The 21,930-nt window shown below is 56.5% G+C and carries 22 protein-coding genes; 12 read left to right on the top strand and 10 right to left on the bottom strand.

The genetic code is table 11. The features are described from left to right. The first annotated feature begins 20 nt into the window (after positions 1–20). A complete protein-coding gene (trmL, locus tag BV390_RS16205) occupies positions 21–494 on the top strand; it encodes a tRNA (uridine(34)/cytosine(34)/5-carboxymethylaminomethyluridine(34)-2'-O)-methyltransferase TrmL (protein ID WP_032690283.1) in 474 nt (157 codons plus the stop codon). A 182-nt stretch (positions 495–676) separates the two neighbouring features. Here the strand turns inward: trmL and cysE are convergent, their stop codons facing one another. The 5 genes from cysE to BV390_RS16180 all read right to left on the bottom strand — a co-directional run bounded on the left by cysE (position 677) and on the right by BV390_RS16180 (position 3,914). Beyond that, the gene (gene cysE, locus BV390_RS16200; protein WP_004106845.1) at positions 677–1,498 is read right to left on the bottom strand and encodes a serine O-acetyltransferase; all 822 of its coding nucleotides are present in this window, start codon (positions 1,496–1,498) and stop codon (positions 677–679) included. Between the two features lie 80 nt (positions 1,499–1,578). Next, positions 1,579–2,595, bottom strand: a complete 1,017-nt coding sequence (gpsA, locus tag BV390_RS16195; RefSeq protein WP_032690282.1) for an NAD(P)H-dependent glycerol-3-phosphate dehydrogenase — start codon at positions 2,593–2,595, stop codon at positions 1,579–1,581. Continuing rightward, positions 2,595–3,062, bottom strand: coding sequence for a protein-export chaperone SecB (secB, locus tag BV390_RS16190; protein ID WP_004868904.1), 468 nt, complete (start codon positions 3,060–3,062; stop codon positions 2,595–2,597). Before secB ends, gpsA begins: the two co-directional genes overlap by 1 nt. 58 nt (positions 3,063–3,120) lie before the next feature. Further along, entirely contained in the window at positions 3,121–3,372 is a 252-nt protein-coding gene (gene grxC / locus BV390_RS16185; protein WP_004868906.1) for a glutaredoxin 3, read from the bottom strand. A 110-nt stretch (positions 3,373–3,482) separates the two neighbouring features. Next, a complete protein-coding gene (locus BV390_RS16180; protein WP_004868909.1) occupies positions 3,483–3,914 on the bottom strand; it encodes a rhodanese-like domain-containing protein in 432 nt (143 codons plus the stop codon). 245 nt (positions 3,915–4,159) lie between these two features. On the opposite strand from BV390_RS16180, the gene gpmM reads away from it, so the two are divergent. The 3 genes from gpmM to BV390_RS16165 are packed head-to-tail and all read left to right on the top strand — an operon-like array spanning position 4,160 to position 7,939. Continuing rightward, positions 4,160–5,704, top strand: a complete 1,545-nt coding sequence (gpmM, locus tag BV390_RS16175) for a 2,3-bisphosphoglycerate-independent phosphoglycerate mutase (protein WP_032690281.1) — start codon at positions 4,160–4,162, stop codon at positions 5,702–5,704. A gap of 9 nt (positions 5,705–5,713) precedes the next feature. After that, entirely contained in the window at positions 5,714–6,985 is a 1,272-nt protein-coding gene (envC, locus tag BV390_RS16170) for a murein hydrolase activator EnvC (protein WP_085397108.1), read from the top strand. Positions 6,986–6,988: 3 nt separating this feature from the next. Continuing rightward, positions 6,989–7,939, top strand: a complete 951-nt coding sequence (locus tag BV390_RS16165; RefSeq protein ID WP_085397107.1) for a divergent polysaccharide deacetylase family protein — start codon at positions 6,989–6,991, stop codon at positions 7,937–7,939. On the opposite strand, the gene BV390_RS16160 is transcribed toward BV390_RS16165, so the two are convergent. The 3 genes from BV390_RS16160 to kbl all read right to left on the bottom strand — a co-directional run bounded on the left by BV390_RS16160 (position 7,936) and on the right by kbl (position 11,145). After that, positions 7,936–8,733 carry a glycosyltransferase family 2 protein gene (locus BV390_RS16160; protein WP_032697000.1) on the bottom strand — a complete coding sequence of 266 codons (798 nt, stop codon included), beginning with the start codon at positions 8,731–8,733 and terminating at the stop codon, positions 7,936–7,938. The genes BV390_RS16165 and BV390_RS16160 overlap by 4 nt on opposite strands. A gap of 183 nt (positions 8,734–8,916) precedes the next feature. Next, the gene (tdh, locus tag BV390_RS16155; protein WP_004868917.1) at positions 8,917–9,942 is read right to left on the bottom strand and encodes an L-threonine 3-dehydrogenase; all 1,026 of its coding nucleotides are present in this window, start codon (positions 9,940–9,942) and stop codon (positions 8,917–8,919) included. A gap of 9 nt (positions 9,943–9,951) precedes the next feature. After that, the gene (kbl, locus tag BV390_RS16150; RefSeq protein ID WP_032690278.1) at positions 9,952–11,145 is read right to left on the bottom strand and encodes a glycine C-acetyltransferase; all 1,194 of its coding nucleotides are present in this window, start codon (positions 11,143–11,145) and stop codon (positions 9,952–9,954) included. Positions 11,146–11,358: 213 nt separating this feature from the next. On the opposite strand from kbl, the gene rfaD reads away from it, so the two are divergent. From rfaD to BV390_RS16125, 5 genes are read left to right on the top strand one after another with little or no spacing between them, the layout of a single operon-like run. Beyond that, positions 11,359–12,291 (top strand): ADP-glyceromanno-heptose 6-epimerase, encoded by a 933-nt coding sequence (gene rfaD / locus BV390_RS16145; RefSeq protein ID WP_032690277.1) that lies wholly within the window; start codon positions 11,359–11,361, stop codon positions 12,289–12,291. Between the two features lie 8 nt (positions 12,292–12,299). Continuing rightward, positions 12,300–13,358 (top strand): ADP-heptose--LPS heptosyltransferase RfaF, encoded by a 1,059-nt coding sequence (rfaF, locus tag BV390_RS16140; protein ID WP_032690276.1) that lies wholly within the window; start codon positions 12,300–12,302, stop codon positions 13,356–13,358. A 3-nt stretch (positions 13,359–13,361) separates the two neighbouring features. Then, positions 13,362–14,333, top strand: a complete 972-nt coding sequence (rfaC, locus tag BV390_RS16135) for a lipopolysaccharide heptosyltransferase RfaC (RefSeq protein WP_064794040.1) — start codon at positions 13,362–13,364, stop codon at positions 14,331–14,333. Further along, a complete protein-coding gene (locus BV390_RS16130) occupies positions 14,333–15,241 on the top strand; it encodes a sugar glycosyltransferase (protein WP_032690274.1) in 909 nt (302 codons plus the stop codon). Before rfaC ends, BV390_RS16130 begins: the two co-directional genes overlap by 1 nt. Further along, the gene (locus BV390_RS16125) at positions 15,219–16,391 is read left to right on the top strand and encodes an O-antigen ligase family protein (RefSeq protein WP_085397106.1); all 1,173 of its coding nucleotides are present in this window, start codon (positions 15,219–15,221) and stop codon (positions 16,389–16,391) included. The genes BV390_RS16130 and BV390_RS16125 overlap by 23 nt, the downstream gene beginning before the upstream one ends. Positions 16,392–16,437: 46 nt before the next feature. Here the strand turns inward: BV390_RS16125 and BV390_RS16120 are convergent, their stop codons facing one another. Both BV390_RS16120 and BV390_RS16115 read right to left on the bottom strand, forming a co-directional pair. Next, a complete protein-coding gene (locus BV390_RS16120) occupies positions 16,438–17,520 on the bottom strand; it encodes a glycosyltransferase family 9 protein (protein WP_085397105.1) in 1,083 nt (360 codons plus the stop codon). A gap of 20 nt (positions 17,521–17,540) precedes the next feature. Continuing rightward, the gene (locus tag BV390_RS16115) at positions 17,541–18,503 is read right to left on the bottom strand and encodes a polysaccharide deacetylase family protein (RefSeq protein ID WP_032690271.1); all 963 of its coding nucleotides are present in this window, start codon (positions 18,501–18,503) and stop codon (positions 17,541–17,543) included. A 111-nt stretch (positions 18,504–18,614) separates the two neighbouring features. On the opposite strand from BV390_RS16115, the gene rfaQ reads away from it, so the two are divergent. Genes rfaQ through BV390_RS16100 form a run of 3 tightly spaced genes read left to right on the top strand, consistent with a single transcriptional unit; the run spans position 18,615 to position 21,912 of the window. Beyond that, positions 18,615–19,691, top strand: a complete 1,077-nt coding sequence (rfaQ, locus tag BV390_RS16110; RefSeq protein WP_085397104.1) for a putative lipopolysaccharide heptosyltransferase III — start codon at positions 18,615–18,617, stop codon at positions 19,689–19,691. Beyond that, positions 19,688–20,815, top strand: a complete 1,128-nt coding sequence (locus BV390_RS16105; RefSeq protein ID WP_046853332.1) for a glycosyltransferase family 4 protein — start codon at positions 19,688–19,690, stop codon at positions 20,813–20,815. Before rfaQ ends, BV390_RS16105 begins: the two co-directional genes overlap by 4 nt. 2 nt (positions 20,816–20,817) lie before the next feature. After that, complete coding sequence (locus BV390_RS16100) at positions 20,818–21,912, top strand: glycosyltransferase (protein ID WP_032698548.1); 1,095 nt, start codon at positions 20,818–20,820, stop codon at positions 21,910–21,912. Positions 21,913–21,930: the final 18 nt, after the last annotated feature.

Genomic DNA, 21,930 nt, shown 5'->3' with positions numbered 1-21,930 from the left:
GCCTAATGAGACAGGGCAGCATGCTGAACATTGTACTATTCGAACCTGAGATCCCGCCAAATACCGGGAACATCATCCGCCTGTGCGCCAACACCGGCTTCAATCTGCATATTATCGAGCCGATGGGTTTCACCTGGGACGATAAGCGCCTGCGCCGCGCCGGGCTGGATTACCATGAATTCGCCGCCGTTCAGCGCCATCGTGACTATGCTGCCTTCGTGGAAAGCGCCAGGCCACAGCGTTTGTTCGCTCTGACCACAAAGGGCACGCCGGCTCACAGCGCGGTGAGCTATCAGGATGGTGATTTCTTGATGTTTGGCCCGGAAACGCGCGGCCTGCCGGCCAGCATTCTTGATGCCCTGCCGCCACAGCAGAAAATCCGTATTCCGATGATGCCGGACAGTCGCAGTATGAACCTGTCAAATGCGGTGTCGGTGGTGGTGTATGAGGCCTGGCGCCAGCTGGGGTATCCGGGGGCGGTATTGCGCAGTTAGCCTGAGTCATTCCCGGATTGCAAGGCGCTGCGCCTGAGCCAGGCTACCCGATCTCACCGGCCCGTCGCCCGGCTACGCGCAGCGCCAGCCGGGGGAAAGCAGTCCGGCAGCAAATGCCAGAATAGCCGCGCAGGCGCCTGCTCCTCGCTACGTCGGCAGCGCGTTATCGGGATAGCCCGAGTCTAGATACCGTCGCCGTACTCGAAGGTATGGTGAATACCGTTAAAGTGCTGATCCATATCCATCGCCGGCTTGTCGCTCTCTGGCTTACCGACGATACGCGCCGGTACGCCGGCTGCGGTGGTGTGCGGCGGTACGGGCTGTAGCACCACGGAACCGGCGCCAATTTTCGCTCCCCGACCAACTTCGATATTACCGAGGATCTTCGCACCGGCGCCAATCATGACGCCTTCACGGATTTTCGGGTGACGGTCGCCGCTGGTTTTACCGGTACCGCCGAGGGTCACGGACTGCAGAATCGACACGTCGTCCTCAATCACCGCCGTTTCGCCGACCACAATGCCGGTGGCGTGATCGAGCATAATCCCACGGCCAATTTTCGCCGCCGGATGGATATCCACCTGGAAAGAAACGGAAACCTGGTTTTGCAGGAAAATCGCCAGCGCCCGGCGCCCCTGATTCCACAGCCAGTGGCCAATACGATAGGCCTGCAGCGCGTGGAAACCTTTCAGGTACAGCAGCGGCGTGGAGTACTTATCGACCGCCGGATCGCGGGTACGCACGGCCTGAATATCGCAGGCGGCGGAGGCGATCATCTCCGGATCAGCGGCATATGCCTCTTCCACTACCTCACGAATGGCAATAGCGGGCATAATCGGCGACGCCAGCTTATTCGCCAGCATATAGCTCAGGGCGCTGCCCAGATTTTCGTGCTTGAGTAGCGTTGCGTGGTAAAAACTGGCGAGCATAGGCTCACAGTCGGCCAGAGCCCGGGCTTCGGCTTTAATATTGTTCCAGACGATATCCAGTTCTTCACACGGCATTGCTGACTCCAGGCGATAGCAGAATGACCGGCCAGTTCTACGCTGACCGGGTCATCGAGGTGACAAAGGTTCCTTTAAGCTTAATTGCTGCGCTCGTCCTTGCGTGCGCGGCCCAATAAAGTCAATGCTGCCTCGCGCGCAATTTTTCCGCAATACAATACCTGATAAATTTCCTCGGTTATTGGCATTTCGACACCTAAACGCTGTGCCAGAACGCGAACTTCCTTGGTATTGCGATAGCCTTCAACCACCTGGCCAATCTTATCCTGCGCGCTTTGCACATCCATACCCTGGCCGAGCATCATGCCAAAGCGGCGGTTACGCGATTGGTTATCGGTACAGGTCAGCACCAGATCGCCCAGCCCCGCCATCCCCATAAAGGTTTCCGGATCGGCGCCCAGCGCGGTACCGAGACGAGACATTTCAACCAGACCACGGGTTATCAGCGCCGTACGCGCATTGGCGCCAAAGCCGATACCGTCAGACATCCCGGCGCCAATGGCGATGACGTTTTTCACCGCCCCGCCAAGCTGCACGCCGATAAAGTCCGGGTTGATATAGACGCGGAAGCTTTTACCGCAGTGCAGCAAGCGCTGCAGGTCGTCGGCAAATTGCGGCTCCGTGGACGCCAGCGAAATGGCCGTCGGCAGCCCTGCCGCCAGCTCTTTGGCGAAGGTCGGGCCGGAAATCACCGCCAGCGGGATTGTGTCGCCCAGCGCTTCGCGCGCGACATCCTGCAGCAGGCGACCGGTTTCAGCCTCAAGGCCTTTCGTCGCCCAGACCAGGCGCGCATCCGAACGCATCAGCGGTTTAATCTGGCGCAGGACCTCACCAAAGACATGGCTTGGCACCACAACCAGAATGTCGCGGCTGGCAGCCAGCGCGGCAGACAGATCGCTTTCAAGATGCAGCGTGTCAGGGAAAGGGACGTCAGGAAGGAAAGCGGCATTGCAGCGGTCATGTTGCAGCGTCGCGATATGTTTCGGGTCATGGCCCCAGAGCACAACATGGTGGCCATTTCTTGCCAGAGTGATGGCAAGAGCGGTGCCGTATGAGCCGGCACCGATCACAGTCATTGCAGCATTAAGTGCGTTCATCAGGCATCCTGATGTTGTTCGGCACCTTCGCCAGCTTGCTGCTGCAGATAGTTCATGAACAGCGCATCGAAGTTCACTGGCGCAAGGTTCAGTTGCGGGAAGGTACCGCGAGACACCAGGCTGGTAATGCACTCACGCGCATACGGGAACAGAATGTTCGGGCAGTATGCGCCGAGGCAATGCGCCATCTGGTTGCCGTCAATGCCGTCGATGGAGAAGATGCCGCCCTGCTGTACTTCACACAGGAACGCGGTTTCTTCGCCCAGCGCAGCGGTTACGGTTACGCGCAGCACCACTTCGTAGACGCCTTCAGCCAGTTGGCTGGAAGCTGTGTCCAGATCAAGTTTAACTTCCGGCTGCCAGTCTTTCTGGAAAACTTGCGGCGCATTTGGCGCTTCAAAGGAAATATCCTTGGTATAGATACGCTGGATCTGGAAAGTCATTTCGGTGCTGTTTTGTTCTGACATAGTAAAACCCTTTCGTGTTGTCCTTAAATACGCCTACCCGGCCTGGGTGGACGCAAAATTAGCGCAGCAGGGGATCAAGTCCACCACGTGAATCAAGCGCATACAAGTCGTCACAGCCGCCAATGTGCTGCTCATCAATAAAAATCTGCGGAACCGTCGTGCGACCACTGCGTTGAATCATCTCTTCACGCTTCGCGGCATTGCCATCAATCGGCAGTTCATTGAACGTTACGCCTTTGCTGTTCAGCAGTGCTTTCGCACGGATACAGAACGGACAGGTCGCTTTGGTGTAGATATCAATATTGGCCATGACTTCACTCCTGTTTTTACCCGCAGGATGTTACGCCGCAGACAAGGCTGCCCCCCAACGGATCGCCGCAGCGGGGGAAACCTGGCTACGTCATAAAGACGCGGGTAAATTTATTTGCCGCGTACCAGCGGAAGGTTTTCGCCGCTCCAGCCAGCGATGCCTTCTTTCAGTACAAAGACCTTTTCGAATCCGGCTTTATTCAGCGCGCTGGCAGGCTCTTGCGCCTGCATACCGGAACCGTCTACCACTATAATGGGTTGTGCTTTGTGTTTTTCCAACTCACCAACGTTATTTGCCTTGATTTCGGTCGGCAGCAGGTTGATGGAGCCCGCGATATGGCCTTTACGGAAGTCGTCACGCTGACGCAGGTCGACAACCACGGCATCTTCTTTGTTGATCAGACGCGTCGCTTCACCACGGGTAATGACTTTAACTTTCGACATCAGCCCCTTAAAGGTGGTGAACAGCACCGCCACCAGCAGCGCGATCCACGCGATGCTCAGGACGGGGTGACGGCCGACGAATTGCATAATTTCTTGCATGGGGGGTTACAACTCCCGACTAAGTGATAAAAAAACCAGGGAAGGAGTATACCTGTGCATTGCGGCAAATACAGCCAGTGAGCGCGATGTAATGTATTTTCTGCGGCCCGTCACGAAAAAATCCCCTTCCGACGACTTTCATGCGGGCCCGACGCTCTCTTTCTTTGATCTTTCACGGTGCTTTGAACGATTCAGCTGTAGTAAAATTACGCAAATTTTCTGTCTTTGAGCATGAGGTTGTCGCAATGTCGAATTCTAAAAAGCCGATGGTACTGGTCATTCTGGATGGCTATGGCTATCGTGAAGACCAGCAGGATAACGCGATTTATAGCGCGAAAACGCCAGTCATGGACGCATTGTGGGCGAAACGTCCCCATACGCTGATTGATGCTTCTGGCCTGGAGGTCGGTCTGCCGGATCGCCAGATGGGCAACTCTGAAGTGGGTCACGTTAACCTCGGCGCCGGTCGTATCGTTTACCAGGATCTGACCCGTCTTGATGTCGAAATCAAAGAACGCACGTTCTTTGCAAACCCGGTGCTGACCGCCGCGGTCGACAAAGCCGTTGCTGCGGGTAAAGCCGTGCACATTATGGGCCTGATGTCCCCTGGCGGCGTTCACAGCCACGAAGACCACATTATGGCGATGGTAGAGCTGGCCGCTGAACGTGGGGCAGAAAAAATCTACCTGCACGCTTTCCTCGATGGCCGCGACACGCCGCCGCGCAGCGCTGAAAAATCACTGGCGAAATTTGAAGAAAAATTTGCCGCTCTCGGTAAAGGCCGCGTGGCTTCCATTATTGGCCGCTACTACGCCATGGACCGCGACAATCGCTGGGACCGCGTTGAGCAGGCATATGATCTGATGACCCTGGCGCAGGGCGAGTTCCAGGCCGATACCGCCGTTGCCGGTCTGCAGGCCGCTTACGCTCGCGATGAAAATGATGAGTTCGTGAAGGCGACCGTGATCCGTGCCGCAGGCCAGGCCGATGCCGCGATGGAAGACGGCGATGCGCTGATTTTCATGAACTTCCGTGCTGACCGCGCCCGTGAAATCACCCGTGCCTTCGTCAACGCCGATTTCGACGGTTTTGCCCGTAAGAAAGAGGTCAAACTCGACTTCGTGATGCTGACCGAATATGCTGCCGACATCAAAGTCGCCTGCGCATACCCGCCGGCGTCCCTGGCCAATACCTTCGGCGAGTGGATGGCGAAGAACGACAAGACTCAGCTGCGCATCTCCGAAACCGAGAAGTACGCGCACGTGACCTTCTTCTTTAACGGCGGCGTTGAAGAGCCGTTCAAAGGCGAAGAGCGTATTCTGATCAACTCGCCAAAAGTCGCAACCTACGACCTGCAGCCGGAAATGAGCTCCGCCGAGCTGACCGAAAAACTGGTTGCTGCTATCAAGGGCGGTCAGTACGACACCATCATCTGTAACTATCCGAACGGCGATATGGTCGGTCATACCGGCGTCATGGAGGCGGCAATTAAAGCCGTTGAAACGCTGGACAATTGCATCGATCAGGTTGCCAAAGCGGTAGAATCCGTCGGCGGCCAGCTGCTGATTACCGCCGATCATGGTAACGCTGAACAGATGCGCGATCCGGCTACCGGCCAGGCCCATACGGCCCACACCAACCTGCCGGTACCGCTGATCTACGTTGGCGATAAAACCGTAAAAGTCGCCGAAGGTGGCAAGCTTTCCGATATCGCGCCAACCATGTTGTCGCTGATGGGAATGGAAATCCCGCAAGAGATGACTGGCAAGCCGCTGTTCATCGTGGAATAATCCTTCCCCATGAGGGGAAAGGCGACTTATTCAAATACATGGATCGCAACGGCTGTTCGATCCGTCCTTTACGCCAGCGCACTCAGCGCTGGCGTATTGCTGTGCGCCGCACCCGCTCAGGCGGATGACCGCGACCAGCTCAAATCTATTCAGGCCGATATCGCCGCAAAGCAGCGGGCGATCAAGCAACAACAACAGCAACGCGCCTCTCTGCTTGCCCAGCTAAAAGCGCAGGAAGAGGCCATCTCTGCCGCCGCCCGCAAACTGCGTGAAACCCAGGATACCCTGAACCAGCTGAATAAGCAGATTGACGAGATGAACGCGTCAATCGCAAAGCTGGAACGTCAGCGCGCCACTCAGGAGCGTAACCTGTCCGCGCAGCTTGATGCCGCGTTCCGCCAGGGGCCGCATACCGGGATGCAAATGATCCTCAGCGGTGAAGAGGGTCAGCGTAACCAGCGCATGCAGGTCTACTACGGTTATCTTAACCAGGCCCGCCAGGAGACCATCGCCCAATTGAAACAGACGCGCGAAGAGGTCGCCGCGCAAAAGGCGGAGCTGGAAGAAAAGCAGAGCCAGCAGCAGACGCTGGTTTACGAGCAGCGCGCACAGCAGGCAAAGCTGGAACAGGTGCGGAACGAACGTAAGAAAACCCTTTCAGGCCTTGAATCGTCTATTCAGCAAGGTCAGCAGCAGCTGGGCGAAATGCGGGCTAACGAATCGCGCCTGCGCGGTCGGATCGCGCAAGCAGAAGCCGCAGCGAAGGCCCGCGCAGAGCGAGAAGCTCGCGAGGCTCAGGCCGTGCGCGATCGTCAGCAGGATGCATCCCGTAAAGGCACCACCTACAAACCAACCGAAAGCGAGCGTTCGCTGATGTCCCGCACCGGTGGTCTGGGCTCTCCGCGCGGTCAGGCCTACTGGCCGGTTCGCGGAACGTTGCTTCATCGTTATGGCGAACAGCTGCAAGGTGAACTACGTTGGAAAGGGATGGTTATCGCTGCGTCTGAAGGCACCGAGGTTAAGGCAATTGCCGATGGCCGGGTGATTCTCGCCGACTGGCTACAGGGCTACGGCCTGGTTGTGGTCGTTGAACACGGTAAAGGCGATATGAGCCTTTACGGCTATAACCAAAGCGCGCTGGTCAGCGTCGGCACTCAGGTCCGGGCGGGCCAGCCGATTGCTCTCGTAGGCAGCAGCGGCGGTCAGGGCCGTCCGTCGCTCTATTTCGAAATTCGTCGCCAGGGTCAGGCGGTCAATCCACAGCCGTGGTTGGGAAGATAAGTTTTGCTTCAATTTCGCAGAATTGCATTCGCGGTAGCCGGTACGCTGGCTATGGCATCATCGGCATTTGCCGGTAAACTCTCCATTGTTATTGACGACTTTGGCTATCGTCCACAGACTGAAAATCAGGTACTGGCGCTGCCAGCGACCATCTCCGTCGCCGTATTACCCAACGCGCCGCACGCCCGTGAAATGGCGACCAAAGCGCACAATCTCGGCCACGAGGTGCTTATTCACCTGCCGATGGCGCCGCTCAGCAAGCAACCGCTGGAAAAAGATACGCTGCGCCCGGATATGAGCAGTAACGAGATCGAGCGCATCATCCGCGACGCCTATAGCAAAGTGCCGTACGCCGTGGGCCTGAACAACCATATGGGCAGCGCGATGACCTCCAGCCTGTTCGGAATGCAAAAGGTGATGCAGGCCCTGGAGCGCTACAATCTCTACTTCCTCGACAGCGTCACCATCGGTAATACTCAGGCCATGCGCGCGGCGCAGGGTACCGGAGTGAAGGTGATCAAGCGGAAGGTGTTCCTCGATGACACGCAGAATGAAGCCGATATTCGCGTGCAGTTCAACCGCGCCATCGCGCTGGCGCGCCGCAACGGTTCCGCCATTGCTATCGGTCATCCGCACCCCACCACGGTGCGCGTCCTGCAGCAAATGGTCTATAACCTGCCGCCGGATATCACCCTGGTGCGTCCGAGCAACCTGCTGAACGAGCCGCAGGTCGATACCTCAAGGCCGGACAGCGGGCTACCGCCGTCGAAAACGACGCCGCCAACGTCGCCGCGTAATCCGTTCCGCGGCGTGAAGTTCTGTAAGCCGAAGCATCCGCCGGAGCCGGTGTACGCCAGCCGCTTCTTCAGCATCCTGAGCGAAAGCATCAGCCAGAGCCCTCTGGTGCAGTACTACCAGCTGAAATGGCAGGGCTGGGACAACCCAACGAACTAAACGGATCGGGAATCTGTTCGTTTTTCAGCGGCAGATTCCCGTTTATCTTCAAAGGCATACCAGGCTTTAAAATACTTCATAAAACTGTACAGGGTTGCATACAGCCCGGTCACGGCACCCACCTTCCCTTTCCGCCATGCCCCGCTAAACAGATACCACTTAAAAAAAGCGCCAGTCGCGCTGATGATCCCGCGGCCCAGCGAGGGTTTGATCTTCTGATGTTTCACCAGCCGGGTGGTATAACTATTGAGCTTACTAAAGACTTCGTGCAGCGAATAAAAGGTATCGTGACGCACCCGGCCCGGGAGTTTGACGGACCTGACGTGGCCGACCACCTGATCGTCAACCGGGCGGTTATTAAAGGCCGCCGTGGTACGATTGAATAAGCGAACCGGATAATCCGGCGATGAGACGGGATAAATTGTCCTGACGGCTTCGCCAAGCACATACCAGTAACGCGGCAGGCGCCAGGCACAGACAGGGTCGAGATCCTCGCCGGCTTTCAGCCTCAGAATCTCAGCGACAACCTCATTATCGAGAATTTCATCGCTATCCATGCACAGCACCCAGTCATAGCTGGCCAGCGTCGTCGCGTAGTTCATCTGCGCCCCGTGAGCGGTATAGGGGTGATGATGTACCGTCAGCCCAAACTGGCGACAGATATCCAGCGTCGTATCGGTACTGCCTGAATCCACGACAATGCACTCATCCGCCACCTTCAGGAGCGGAGGTAAAACCTGGCTCAGCAGACGGGCAGAATTACAGGTCAGCAAGCATACAGAGAGTTTAAGCATGGTGTTTATAAAATTAAACGGTAGTTAAACGAACTGTATAAACGAATAGGCCAAAAATCGATTTAGAAAAAGTGCGTTCACGATGAAGGATCTGTGAAATGTTATCCAAATCTAAATAAAAAAAAGCGCCCGCAGGCGCTCAGCGTAAAACCCGACCGCAGCCGGGCTGCCGTTTTATCAGATTTAATCCCAGCTCAGCACCACTTTTCCGGACTGGCCGGAGCGCATCGCATCAAAGCCCTGCTGGAACTCATCGATGCCAAAACGGTGGGTAATGATCGGCGACAAATCCAGCCCAGACTGGATCAATGCGGCCATCTTGTACCAGGTCTCGAACATTTCCCGGCCATAAATCCCTTTGATAAACAGCCCCTTGAAGATAACTTTTGTCCAGTCGATGGACATATCCGACGGCGGAATACCGAGCATCGCAATACGGCCGCCGTGGTTCATGGTATCCAGCATGGTACGGAATGCCGGCGGCGCACCGGACATTTCCAGCCCCACGTCGAACCCTTCGGTCATCCCCAGTTCGGCCATCACATCGGTCAGGCTCTCTTGCGCGACATTCACGGCACGCGTCACGCCCATTTTACGCGCCAGACCCAGTCGATATTCGTTCACGTCAGTAATAACCACATTACGGGCGCCGACGTGTTTCGCGACCGCAGCCGCCATGATCCCAATTGGGCCTGCGCCGGATACCAGCACATCTTCACCAACCAGATCGAACGAGAGCGCCGTGTGGACCGCGTTACCAAACGGGTCAAAAATCGACGCCAGATCGTCAGAAATGTTGTCCGGGATTTTGAAGGCGTTGAAAGCCGGAATGACCAGATATTCCGCGAAACAGCCCGGACGGTTCACGCCTACGCCGATCGTGTTACGGCACAGATGTGTACGGCCAGCACGGCAGTTACGGCAGTGGCCGCAGGTAATATGCCCTTCGCCGGAAACGCGATCGCCAATCTTAAAGCCGCGTACTTCCTGGCCGATACCCACGACTTCCCCCACGTACTCATGCCCTACTACCATCGGCACCGGGATAGTTTTTTGCGACCATTCATCCCAGTTATAAATGTGTACGTCGGTACCGCAAATGGCGGTCTTGCGGATTTTGATCAGCAGATCGTTATGGCCGACTTCCGGTTCCGGTACGTCGGTCATCCAGATGCCTTCTTCCGCTTTCAGTTTGGATAACGCTTTCATCTCACGCCCTCAGGCAATCACGCCCAGTTGTTTACCGATGCGGGTAAAGGCTTCTACCGCACGTTCAATTTGTTCAGGGGTATGCGCCGCCGACATCTGGGTGCGAATACGCGCCTGGCCTTTTGGTACCACCGGATAGAAGAACCCGGTGACGTAAATCCCTTCTTTTTGCAGCTCGCGCGCAAAGTTTTGCGCAATCACGGCTTCGCCCAGCATAACCGGGATAATCGCGTGGTCGGCGCCGGCCAGCGTAAAGCCCGCGGCGGTCATTTTTTCGCGGAACAGGCGCGCGTTGGACCACAGGCGATCGCGCAGTTCAGCACCGGACTCCACCATCTCCAGCACTTTGATAGAGGCCGCAACAATCGCCGGGGCCAGCGAGTTGGAGAACAGATACGGACGCGAACGCTGGCGCAGCCATTCAACGACCTCTTTACGCGCGGCGGTATAGCCGCCGGATGCGCCGCCCAGCGCTTTACCTAATGTCCCGGTGATGATATCGACACGGCCCATCACATCGCAGTATTCATGCGAGCCGCGACCGTTTTCACCCACAAAGCCGACGGCGTGGGAATCGTCGACCATCACCAGCGCATCGAACTGATCCGCCAGGTCGCAGACGCCTTTCAGGTTGGCGATCACGCCGTCCATGGAGAATACGCCGTCGGTGGCGATCAGCACGTGGCGTGCGCCGGCTTCACGGGCCTCTTTCAGACGTGCTTCCAGCTCCTGCATATCGTTATTGGCATAACGGTAGCGTTTTGCTTTGCACAGGCGAACGCCGTCAATGATCGAGGCGTGGTTCAGGGCATCGGAAATAATGGCATCTTCCGGGCCTAACAGGGTTTCAAACAGACCGCCGTTGGCATCGAAGCAGGAGGAGTAGAGAATCGCATCTTCCATGCCGAGGAACTCAGCCAGCTTCTTCTCAAGCGCTTTGTGGCTGTCCTGCGTCCCGCAAATAAAGCGCACGGAAGCCATACCAAAACCGTGGCTGTCCATCCCGGCTTTCGCGGCAGCAATCAGCTGCGGATGGTTAGCCAGACCCAGATAGTTATTGGCGCAGAAGTTAATCACATTGCTGCCGCCGACGGTAATATCCGCCTGCTGCGCCGACGTAATAATGCGTTCTTCTTTAAATAACCCTTCCGCACGAGCGGTCTCAAGGCTATTGGTCAACTGTTCGTAAAAATCACCACGCATTGCAACTCTCCAGATTTGGCAAAATTTGGCACATATTACCCAAAGCTATACGCTGATACGAGATGATGCATGCCTGGATGAATTATTTGCAGCATAAATCACGCTCACCACCCCGCTTTTCGGCGAATGGCTGAAGCCTGCTCCATGTGGTGATATGATATGAGTATTCATGTCCGGATTGTCTCTGGACTCCATACTTCAAAGGTTACAGTTATGATCATCGTTACCGGCGGCGCAGGGTTTATCGGCAGCAACATCGTTAAGGCCCTGAATGACAAAGGCATTACCGACATTTTGGTCGTAGATAATCTGAAAGACGGCACCAAGTTTGCTAACCTGGTAGACCTGGATATCGCTGATTACATGGATAAAGAAGACTTCCTGATTCAGGTGATGGCCGGGGAAGAGTTCGGTGAAATTGAAGCCATATTCCACGAAGGCGCCTGCTCTTCCACCACAGAGTGGGACGGCAAGTACATGATGGATAACAACTATCAGTACTCTAAAGAGGTGCTGCACTACTGCCTGGAGCGTCAGATTCCGTTCCTGTACGCCTCGTCGGCGGCAACCTACGGCGGCCGCACCAGCGACTTTATCGAATCCCGTGAATATGAGCAGCCGCTGAACGTTTACGGCTACTCCAAATTCCTGTTTGACGAATACGTCCGTCAGATCCTGCCGGAAGCCGACTCGCAGATCGTAGGCTTCCGCTATTTCAACGTCTACGGGCCGCGCGAAGGGCACAAAGGCAGCATGGCGAGCGTGGCTTTCCACCTCAACACCCAGTTGAATAACGGCGAAAGCCCGAAACTGTTCGAAGGCAGCGATGGCTTCAAACGCGATTTCGTCTACGTAGGCGACGTGGCGGCGGTAAACCTGTGGTTCTGGGAAAACGGCGTATCCGGTATTTTCAACCTCGGCACCGGCCGTGCGGAATCTTTCCAGGCGGTAGCCGATGCCACGCTGGCATACCATAAGAAAGGCAGCATCGAATACATCCCGTTCCCCGAGAAGCTGAAAGGCCGCTACCAGGCATTTACCCAGGCGGATCTGACCAACCTGCGCGCTGCGGGCTACGATAAGCCGTTCAAGACCGTTGCCGAAGGCGTAACGGAATATATGGCCTGGCTCAACCGCGACGCGTAAGACATAACATGAAAATATTGGTGGTTGGCCCGTCTTGGGTGGGCGACATGATGATGTCGCAAAGTCTCTATCGCACGCTCAGGGCGCGCTATCCCCAGGCGATAATCGACGTGATGGCACCTGCGTGGTGCCGTCCGCTGCTGTCGCGCATGCCGGAAGTTAACGAAGCCATCCCGATGCCGCTCGGCCACGGCGCGCTGGCAATCGGCGAACGCCGTAAGCTGGGGCACAGCCTGCGCGAGCGTCGCTACGATCGTGCTTACGTGCTGCCCAACTCGTTTAAATCGGCGCTGGTCCCCTTCTTCGCCAACATCCCGCACCGCACCGGCTGGCGCGGCGAGATGCGCTACGGTCTGCTGAATGACGCGCGAGTGCTGGATAAAGACGCCTGGCCGCTGATGGTTGAACGCTATGTCGCGCTGGCCTATGACAAGGGCGTCATGCGCAGCGCCAAAGATCTGCCGCAGCCGCTGCTGTGGCCGCAGCTGCAGGTTCATGAAGGTGAAAAATCGCAGGCCTGTAGCGCGTTTAATCTCTCAGCCGATCGCCCGATGATCGGCTTCTGCCCCGGCGCAGAGTTTGGCCCGGCAAAACGCTGGCCGCACTATCACTACGCCGAGCTGGCGAAACAGCTTATCGACGACGGTTACCAGATAGTCCTGTTCGGTTCGGCCAAAGATAACGAAGCGGGCAAAGAGATCATCGCCGCGCTGAGCAGCGAACAGCAGGCCTGGTGTCGCAATCTGGCCGGGGAGACCCAGCTTGAGCAGGCCGTCATTCTGCTTGCCGCCTGTAAAGCGGTGGTCAGCAACGATTCCGGCCTGATGCACGTCGCCGCTGCGCTGGACCGCCCGCTGGTGGCGCTGTATGGCCCAAGCAGCCCGGACTTCACTCCCCCGCTGTCACACAAAGCACGGGTGATTCGCCTGATTAGCGGCTACCACAAAGTCCGTAAGGGCGATGCCGCGGAAGGTTATCATCAGAGCCTGATCGATATTACGCCGCAGCGCGTACAGGAAGAGCTAAACGCGCTCCTGCAGGAAAAAACCGATAAAGAGGAAGCGTAGCGGATGCGGGTATTGATCGTAAAAACCTCGTCCATGGGCGACGTCCTGCATACGCTGCCCGCGCTGACCGATGCCGCGCAAGCTTTTCCCGGCATTCGCTTTGACTGGGTCGTCGAGGAAGGGTTCGCCCAGATCCCGTCCTGGCATGAAGCGGTCGATCGGGTGATTCCCGTCGCCATTCGCCGCTGGCGTAAAGCCTGGTTTTCCGCGCCGGTGAAGGCCGAACGCCAGGCCTTTCGCGATGCCGTACGGGCACAGAAATATGACGCGATTATCGACGCCCAGGGTCTGGTCAAAAGTGCCGCGCTGGTCACCCGGCTGGCGCGCGGCGTGAAGCACGGTATGGACTGGCAAACCGCCCGCGAGCCGCTGGCCAGCCTGTTCTACAATCGCCGCCACCATATCGCGAAACAACAGCATGCCGTTGAGCGCACTCGCGAACTGTTCGCCAAAAGCCTGGGCTACGCCCGCCCGGAAAGCCAGGGGGATTATGCCATCGCCCGCCACTTTACCCGCCCGGAAACCGCCACTGCTGTGCCGTACCTCGTCTTCCTGCATGCCACGACCCGCGATGACAAACACTGGTCAGAAAGCCACTGGCAGGCGCTTATCGCCCTGCTGGCCGACAGCGGCCTGCAGATTAAGCTGCCGTGGGGCGCCCCGCATGAAGAAGCGCGGGCCAAACGGCTGGCGGAGGGTCACGACTTTGTCGACGTTCTGCCGCGCATGAGCCTGGAGCAGGTCGCTCAGGTTCTGGCGGGCGCCAGAGGCGTGGTTTCCGTTGATACCGGCCTGAGCCATCTGACCGCCGCGCTCGATAAACCCAATTTTACGTTATATGGCCCCACCGACCCGGGGTTGATTGGCGGTTACGGTAAAAATCAGTATGTCGTACGTCCGGAAAGCGGCAACAGCACCGGGGATATTTCCGCCGCCCGCATCGCGCAGCTGCTGCAATCTCAGGGGCTGATTTAATGGGTTCACTGTACAAGCAAATTTACCGCTACACGCACCCGCGTGCTTTTCGCCATAACGAAAATCTCTGGCCGTATACCAAAATCACCCGGGGCGAAAGCGGTGAAATCCGCACGCTGCAGTACAAAGGTCAAAATATTCCGCTGGTCAGCCTGAGCGCGTTAAAAAACAGCGCGCATGGCGAGGTTTTGTTGACGGCGACCGGCCCCTCTACCCGCGGTATTGATTTTTCACGACTGCCGGAGAGCGTGCCGGTGATGGGCGTCAACGGCGCCTGGTTTCTCTCTGATACGCTGCGGTTTTCGTTCTACACCATTGTCGATATGGAGTTTTACGACAAGCAGCCCGACATTATTCGCTCGGTGATCGGCCAGCCCGATCTTGTGCTGTTTACCACCATGCACGGGATCGCCAAAATCTACGATCGCTATCCGGCCGATCTGCGCTGCCGCCTGGCGCTGATTGAAGACGGCTGCTATAAAATTTACCAGCCTAAGGTCGCCAGCAGCGTGATGCGGAAAACCTATCAGCATATCGAAGCGCTGCGTTTCCACCCTGAGCGTCAGGATATCTGCTTTAGCACCGATATCCGCCACGGGGTCTTTGATGCCGGAACCGTGGTCTACTGGTCCTTACAGATCCTCGCCTGGCTGGGATTCGACACCATTCTTATCAGCGGGCTGGACATGAATAATTTCCACCAACCGCGGTTCTACGAAACACAACAGAATAAACTGCCTTCCTACCTGGCAAACAAAGTGGATGACCTGGTCATCCCGTCCTTTTCGCACGCCGCTTGTGTGCTACAACAAAACCATATTCGGGTCATCAATTTCTCTCAGGAGAGTGCGGTGCCGGAAACGATTTTTGCAAAGGTTTCTTTTGATGCGTACTTTAAAAATAAGTAACTATGCCATTCAGGGTTACTCCCTTTTCTTTCCCTTATTTTTATTTTTCAGCGCTATTTTTTGCATCTCCACCCGGACGAATAACCTGCTCCACCTGTCAATTCTGCTGTTCCTGCTGTCTTTACTGAACAAAGACCATCGCCAGGCGCTGGCGGAGAGTACCTGCCAGCAATGGCCGACCTATGCGCTGCTGGTGCTCTTCTTTGTCTACTATGCGCTCAGCAATCTCTGGGGGCATACGCCGCAACATATTGACTCGCCGCTGACTCACGGGACCTATCTCATCTTCTACCTGTTGCTGCTCGCCACCCTGCTGGGCCATCCCCGCACCCGGCATCTGGCGCTGCTCAGCGTGGTTGCCGGAGTCACCGTGCTGTCTGTCTGGACGCTGGCGATAGACCATACGCTGGTTCTGACCCTGCGCGAAGTCTCACCGGAAAACCCAGGCCCGACCAACGTTATCGACCTGGCAGGATACTGCGGCATCGCCATCTTAATTTGCTGCCTGCTGTTGAAAGAGAAAGCCGGCCATTATCTCTATCTGCCGATCGCTATCCTGCTGGTGATGATGGTCTTTACCCAGAGCCGCGGGCCGATTATCGCCCTGGCGCTGGCCTTCTGCTGCACGCTGCATCTTCAGGTATTTACGCGCCGTAATTTAGCGATCGTCGCCACGCTGGCGGTGGTGCTCGGGCTGGTCTTCTTCCTGACGCCGGTTGGGGACCTGCTGCTAGCCCGCTTTGAGGAGATGGGGACGCAGAGTGGTCTACGTTTCAGCATCTGGCGCCATACGCTTGCGGAAATCGCGGACCATCCCTGGCTGGGCCGGGGGTTCGATTATGGACTCGAATTCATTAACTACAGCGGTGAACACATTACCACCACCCACAGCGTCTATCTCGGCTCGCTGTTGAAAGGCGGCATCATTGGCCTGCTGCTGCTGCTGGCGGTCATCGCCAGCGGATTATGGCGGGCATGGTGCAAACGCCGCGGCGACAGCCGGTACGGCCTGGCGATCTTCATGTACGCATTGATTTTTATGGCGTCGCAGGGGATGTTTATCGTCAGCAACCCGCGAGAAACCTGGGTGCTGTTCTGGCTACCGCTCGGGATTGCGTTAAGCAATAACCTGACGGCAAAACGGCCGTAAGGCCGTCGTGAAACCGTAACAGAAAAGGGCCCGTCCGGGCCCTTTTTTATTGCCGCAAGCGCGTGGTCACCAGACTATCAGCCTGTTCTTTGATCATCGGCCATATGGCGTCAATCGAGACATCCGCCACGTTCTCTTCCTCGCAGACAATCTGTCTGGCCTTAGCATAACCCGGGGCCCAGATGGTATAACCCGGCAGGCCAGTATCCTTGAGCTTGCGCTTGTTATAGACCGCCACCATTGGCTTATCAAACACTCTGGCAATGTGCACAATGGAAGTGTCAGCGGTAATCACCAGATCGCAGCAGCGGATAACTTCTACTGCCGAGTTGATATTGCTGTCAGCCAGATACAGCGCCATATCCAGCCCAAGTTGACGGATTTTCTCACTGCGGCCAACCATCACCACGCTCACTTTATAGGGTAGCTGACGGAGTCGCTCAATGAGCGTGGCGACCTGATGACGGCAGAAGTCCTTATCGGTTGATGCGGTAAAGGGGTTGATGGCGACGCATAGCTGTCTGTCACTTTCTGTCGCCAGTAACTTTTCCACTCGCTCACGCTCGCGTATATCGCCGGGAACGTGATAATGATAGTGCTCATCTCTCACGCCAAAAAGCTTAACCACCTGTTTATAACGGGCGGAAATATGGCTTTTGCTATCATAAAAGGCGATTGACTGGTCATACAGCTTATATTTCTCTTTATTAAAACCAATCACGCAGGGCGCGCGTAAATCAGAGAGAAACTTAAACCGTTCATAGGTTTTCACATCATCAAAATCGATGACCACATCAAAATTAAGTGCCCGTAATGCAGCGAGAGACATCCGCGGTTTATACAAATATATATTCTCAAGAAATATTGAGCCTGCTAATATTTGCATACAGACAGGACCGGTGAGAACAGAGACTTTATAGCCGCGCTCGGCAAGAAGTCTGGCACAGCCTGTGGTCACCACCATGTCACCGACTTTGTCATCCAGACGCAGTAATAAAATGCGTTTCACCTGAGCCGGATTAAACGGCTGGCGCTCAGCTTTATTTCTATAACGAAAATTAATTAAATTAAATTTAATGTCGCGGAAGAAAGCATTCTTCTTCCGCGTCAGTTGTTTAAGGATACGCATACGGTACCTTAGGGTGCCTTTTATCGCTGTGTGTGTTTCCGCTGGTAATATTCTGCCAACGTCATTCCCTTCACCTGCGGCGCCAGCCAGTTAAAAAATGCTTCCAGGTCGACATATAACTGCTCGATATCCTGTTTATTTTTAAATGTTGGGCTGCCGCCAGGCATATACTCAGAAGAGTGCAGCATATATTCGACGTAATCATTACCCTGAGTCAATGTCTGCTGCACCACTTTCTTCATGGTGTCGACATTTCCCCCCATCGGGCGCAGCCAGTGAACGGAAGGCGAGCGCACTTTGCCGCGCAAGCGATCGTAGCCCTGCTTCACGCTGTTCATCCAGCCGGAGTGCTTATACTGAATGCTCATCGGCACTTCCAGCAGCGAAGAGCGGCCTTCGCGACTGATATCATTCTCATCAAGGAAATAGGCATGCTGCGGGAAACGACGGTAATCGGTCCCACCGTCCCCCTGCGGGGCGCCTTTCGCCGTCTTCCAGTTGACCCGCGGCGTGACCGAGCAGTCAACCAGATAGCCATGCTCCACCAGCAGACGGGCGTAGCGCTCATCAAACGCCCAGCGTCCGGCGCGATGGCTGACCATTTTCGTCTGGAAAGTGTCTTCCAGCAGATGGGTCATGTAAGCGACTTTTTCGCGCATCGCCGCATCGGAATATTCAATCAGGTAGGGCTTATGACGCCAGTCGTCATCGGTCAACGGGTCCGTCGGCGGGCTGTTCCAGGCGTGGAGGTGCATGCCGATTTCCGCCGTCCCGCGGGCAATCACATCTTTGGCGAATTCGATATAAAAGGGATCAATCGCCATTTCATAGTTGGTCAAATAGACGGGTTTAAAACCATACTTTTCGCAAAGCTGCTGAAAACGCGGTAAATAGCGCGCATTCTCGGTGGTAATGCTGTCATGTTTTTGCCAGAGGTTATCGCCCTCTGTATCAATCGTGATGAGAAATGCGGGATTGTGCACGAAAACGTCCTCAGAGCATACGTATCGGGTCATGGTAGAGCAATACAACGCTTCTCTCAATCAGTCTGATCCCCTAGAATCGGAAACCTGATATTGAATGAAGAACAGAGAATGACGCCTGAAACCCGCACTTCCGGCCCTGTGACCCCGACGCGAATCCTGGTTATTAAGCTGCGCCATCATGGCGATATGCTGCTGATCACGCCGCTCATTCACGCCCTCAAACAGCAATATCCCGCGGCCAGCGTTGATGTTCTGCTTTATGAAGAAACCCGGGATATGCTCGCCGCCAATCCTGATATCAACCAGATTTTCGCCATTGACCGGCGCTGGAAAAAACAGGGTACCGGCCACCAGCTCAAGATGGAGTGGCAGTTGATTCGCGCGCTGCGCCAGCAGCGCTACGATATGGTGCTCAATCTTGCCGATCAGTGGCCAAGCGCAATTATCACCAAACTGACCGGCGCGCCAACCCGTATCGGCTTTGACTTCCCGAAGCGTCGTCACCCGGCATGGCGTTTTTGTCATACCGCTCTCGCCGCAACGCAGCAGCATAACCAGCTGCACACCGTGCAGCAGAATCTGTCGATTCTGGCGCCGCTTGGGCTGGATATTAATGACGCGTCGGCGAAAATGGGCTACAGCGAGCAGGACTGGGACGCCAGCCGTGCGCGGCTGCCGGAAGGATTTCAGGACAACTATATCGTCATTCAGCCGACCTCCCGCTGGTTCTTTAAGTGCTGGCGCGAAGAGCGGATGAGCGCCCTGATTAACGCTCTCTCTGACGCGGGCTATCCGGTCGTGCTGACCTCCGGTCCTGATGGCAAAGAGAAGCAGATGATCGAAACCATTATGGCGGGCTGCCCCAATGCGCGTTTGCACTCCCTCGCCGGTCAGCTGACTCTACGCCAGCTGGCATCCGTCATCGACCATGGCCGCCTGTTTATCGGCGTCGACTCCGTACCGATGCATATGGCCGCCGCGCTGGGTACGCCGCTGGTGGCGCTGTTCGGCCCCTCCAAGCTCACCTTCTGGCGTCCATGGCAGGCCAAAGGCGAGGTGATCTGGGCGGGGGATTTCGGTTCTATTCCCGACCCGGATGATATCGATACCGGCACAGACGAACGTTATCTCGATTTAATTCCCACCGACGCGGTTATCGCGGCGGCGAAAAAGGTACTGGCATGAGCAAATTCAGGCTGGCCCTGGTGCGACAGAAATATCGCCCGGACGGCGGCGCGGAGCGCTTTGTCTCCCGCGCGCTGGAAGCCCTTGATAGCAGCAATCTTGAACTGAACGTCATTACTCGCGAATGGCAAGGACCGGTGAAACCCGACTGGAATATTCATATCTGCAACCCGCGTAAGTGGGGGCGGATCAGCCGCGAACGCGGTTTTGCCGACGCCGCCCGCCAGCTGTGGCAGAGCGAACACTTCGATCTGGTGCAGAGTCATGAACGCATTCCCGGCTGCGACCTGTACCGCGCCGGAGACGGCGTGCACCGCCGCTGGCTACAGCAGCGCTCGCGCATTTTGCCCGGCTGGAAAAGCCGCCTGCTGTTTGCCGACCGCTACCATCGCTATGTGATGCAGGCTGAGCGCGAAATGTACCAGGACTCGCACCTGCGCGGCGTCATCTGCAACGCGGAAATGATAAAACGCGAGATTATTGAAGACTTCGGCCTGCCGGCGGAGAAAATCCACGTTATCTATAACGCCATCGATAGCCAGCGTTTTCTGCCGCCTACGGAAGCGGCCTTTGTTGCGCTACGTAACCAATGGAATCTGCCGCTCCAGGCGACCTGCCTGATCTACGTCGGCTCCGGCTTTGAGCGCAAGGGGCTGGATGCGGCGATCCGCGCCATCGCCCCCACCGATCGCTATCTGCTGGTCGTCGGTAAAGACAAAGATCAGCATCGCTATCAGGCGCTGGCGAAAACCCTCAACTGCGAGGAACGGGTCCGCTTTTTCGGCATGCAGTCGGAAACCCTGCCGTTCTATCAGATGGCCGACGGCCTGCTGCTGCCGACGCTGTACGATCCGTTCCCTAACGTTATTCTCGAAGCGATGGCCTGCGGCCTGCCGGTCATTACCACCACCGGCTGCGGCGGCGCGGAGTTTATCGTTCAGGGCAGCAATGGCTATGTTTGCGATGCGCTGGATATCCCGGCGCTTCAGCAGGCGGTGATGGCGCTTCCTGCCCGCGCGTCAGGTTCTGCGGAAGGCCAACGCGCCCGCGAACGCATCATGACCTGCACCAGCGAACGACTCTCGACGCAGCTGCTCTCCCTCTATCAGGATCTGGTGAAATAACGATGCGTATACTGTTTGTGATCGACGGCCTGCCCGGCGGCGGAGCGGAAAAGGTCGTGCTGACCCTGGCTGAGCGCTTTCTGCGCCAGGGCGAACGGGTCTCGCTGTTTTCCCTGCGCGACGTCTGTGATTATGCGCTGCCGGAAGGGCTGGATTATCAGGTTGTGAGCGATCGCAGCCGGACACCCTGGCGCAAAATCACCGAACTTTCGCGCCGTGCCCGCCAGCTGGATGCAGCCATAGTCAACGCCGAGCAGCAGGGCGAATTCGATCTGGTGCTCTCCAACCTGCATAAAACCGATCGCATTGTCGCCCGCAGCCGGTCGCTGAAAAACCGGAACGTCTGGTTCTGCCTGCATGGCGTCTTTTCCACATCCTATCTGGGCCATCGCAGCGGATTTGATCGCTGGATGAAGCAGCAGAAGATTAAGCGTGTCTATCAGGGGCGCAACGTCATTACCGTCTCCGATGCGGTAGGCCAGGATCTGGTCGAACAGTTCGCTATTCGCCCGGCACAGTTAAAAACTATTTATAACCCGTTCGACATTCCCGCTCTGCGCGCCGCCGCCGATGCCCCTGGCGAGCAGCCCGCGGGTGATTATATTATTCACGTCGGTCGGTTCCACCCGGGGAAACGCCACGATCGCCTGATCGAAGCCTATGCGCAAAGCGGAATCAGCGCGCCGCTGGTGCTGCTGGGTCAGGGTAAACCGGAGCAGGAACAGCGCCTGCGCCAGCTGGCACAGCAGCTACAGGTTGCCGATCGTGTCCTGTTTAAAGGCTTCCAGAAAAACCCGCTGCCGTGGATTAAGCATGCGCGGATGCTGGTGCTCAGCTCCGACAGCGAAGGCTTTGGTAACGTGGTGGTTGAGGCTCTTCTGCTCAATACCCCGGTCGCCAGCACCCGCTGTCCTGGCGGGGTGACGGAAATTCTCACCGGCGAATTAGCCCGCGGTCTGGCCGATCTGAACAGCCCGGCGCTGGCCCGGACGATGCAAAGCATTTACCATAACCCACCCGCTATCGAACCTTCTGCACTGGAAAAATTCAGTGTGGATACGATTTGTCAGCAGTACCGTCAGCTGCGTCGCGGCTGACGCCGCTATTTAACCAGG

This window comes from Klebsiella sp. YJ, from assembly GCF_002108615.1.
In the GTDB taxonomy this organism is placed as follows: Bacteria; Pseudomonadota; Gammaproteobacteria; order Enterobacterales; family Enterobacteriaceae; genus Klebsiella; species Klebsiella planticola.
This window is presented reverse-complemented; position numbering and strand designations above follow the sequence as displayed.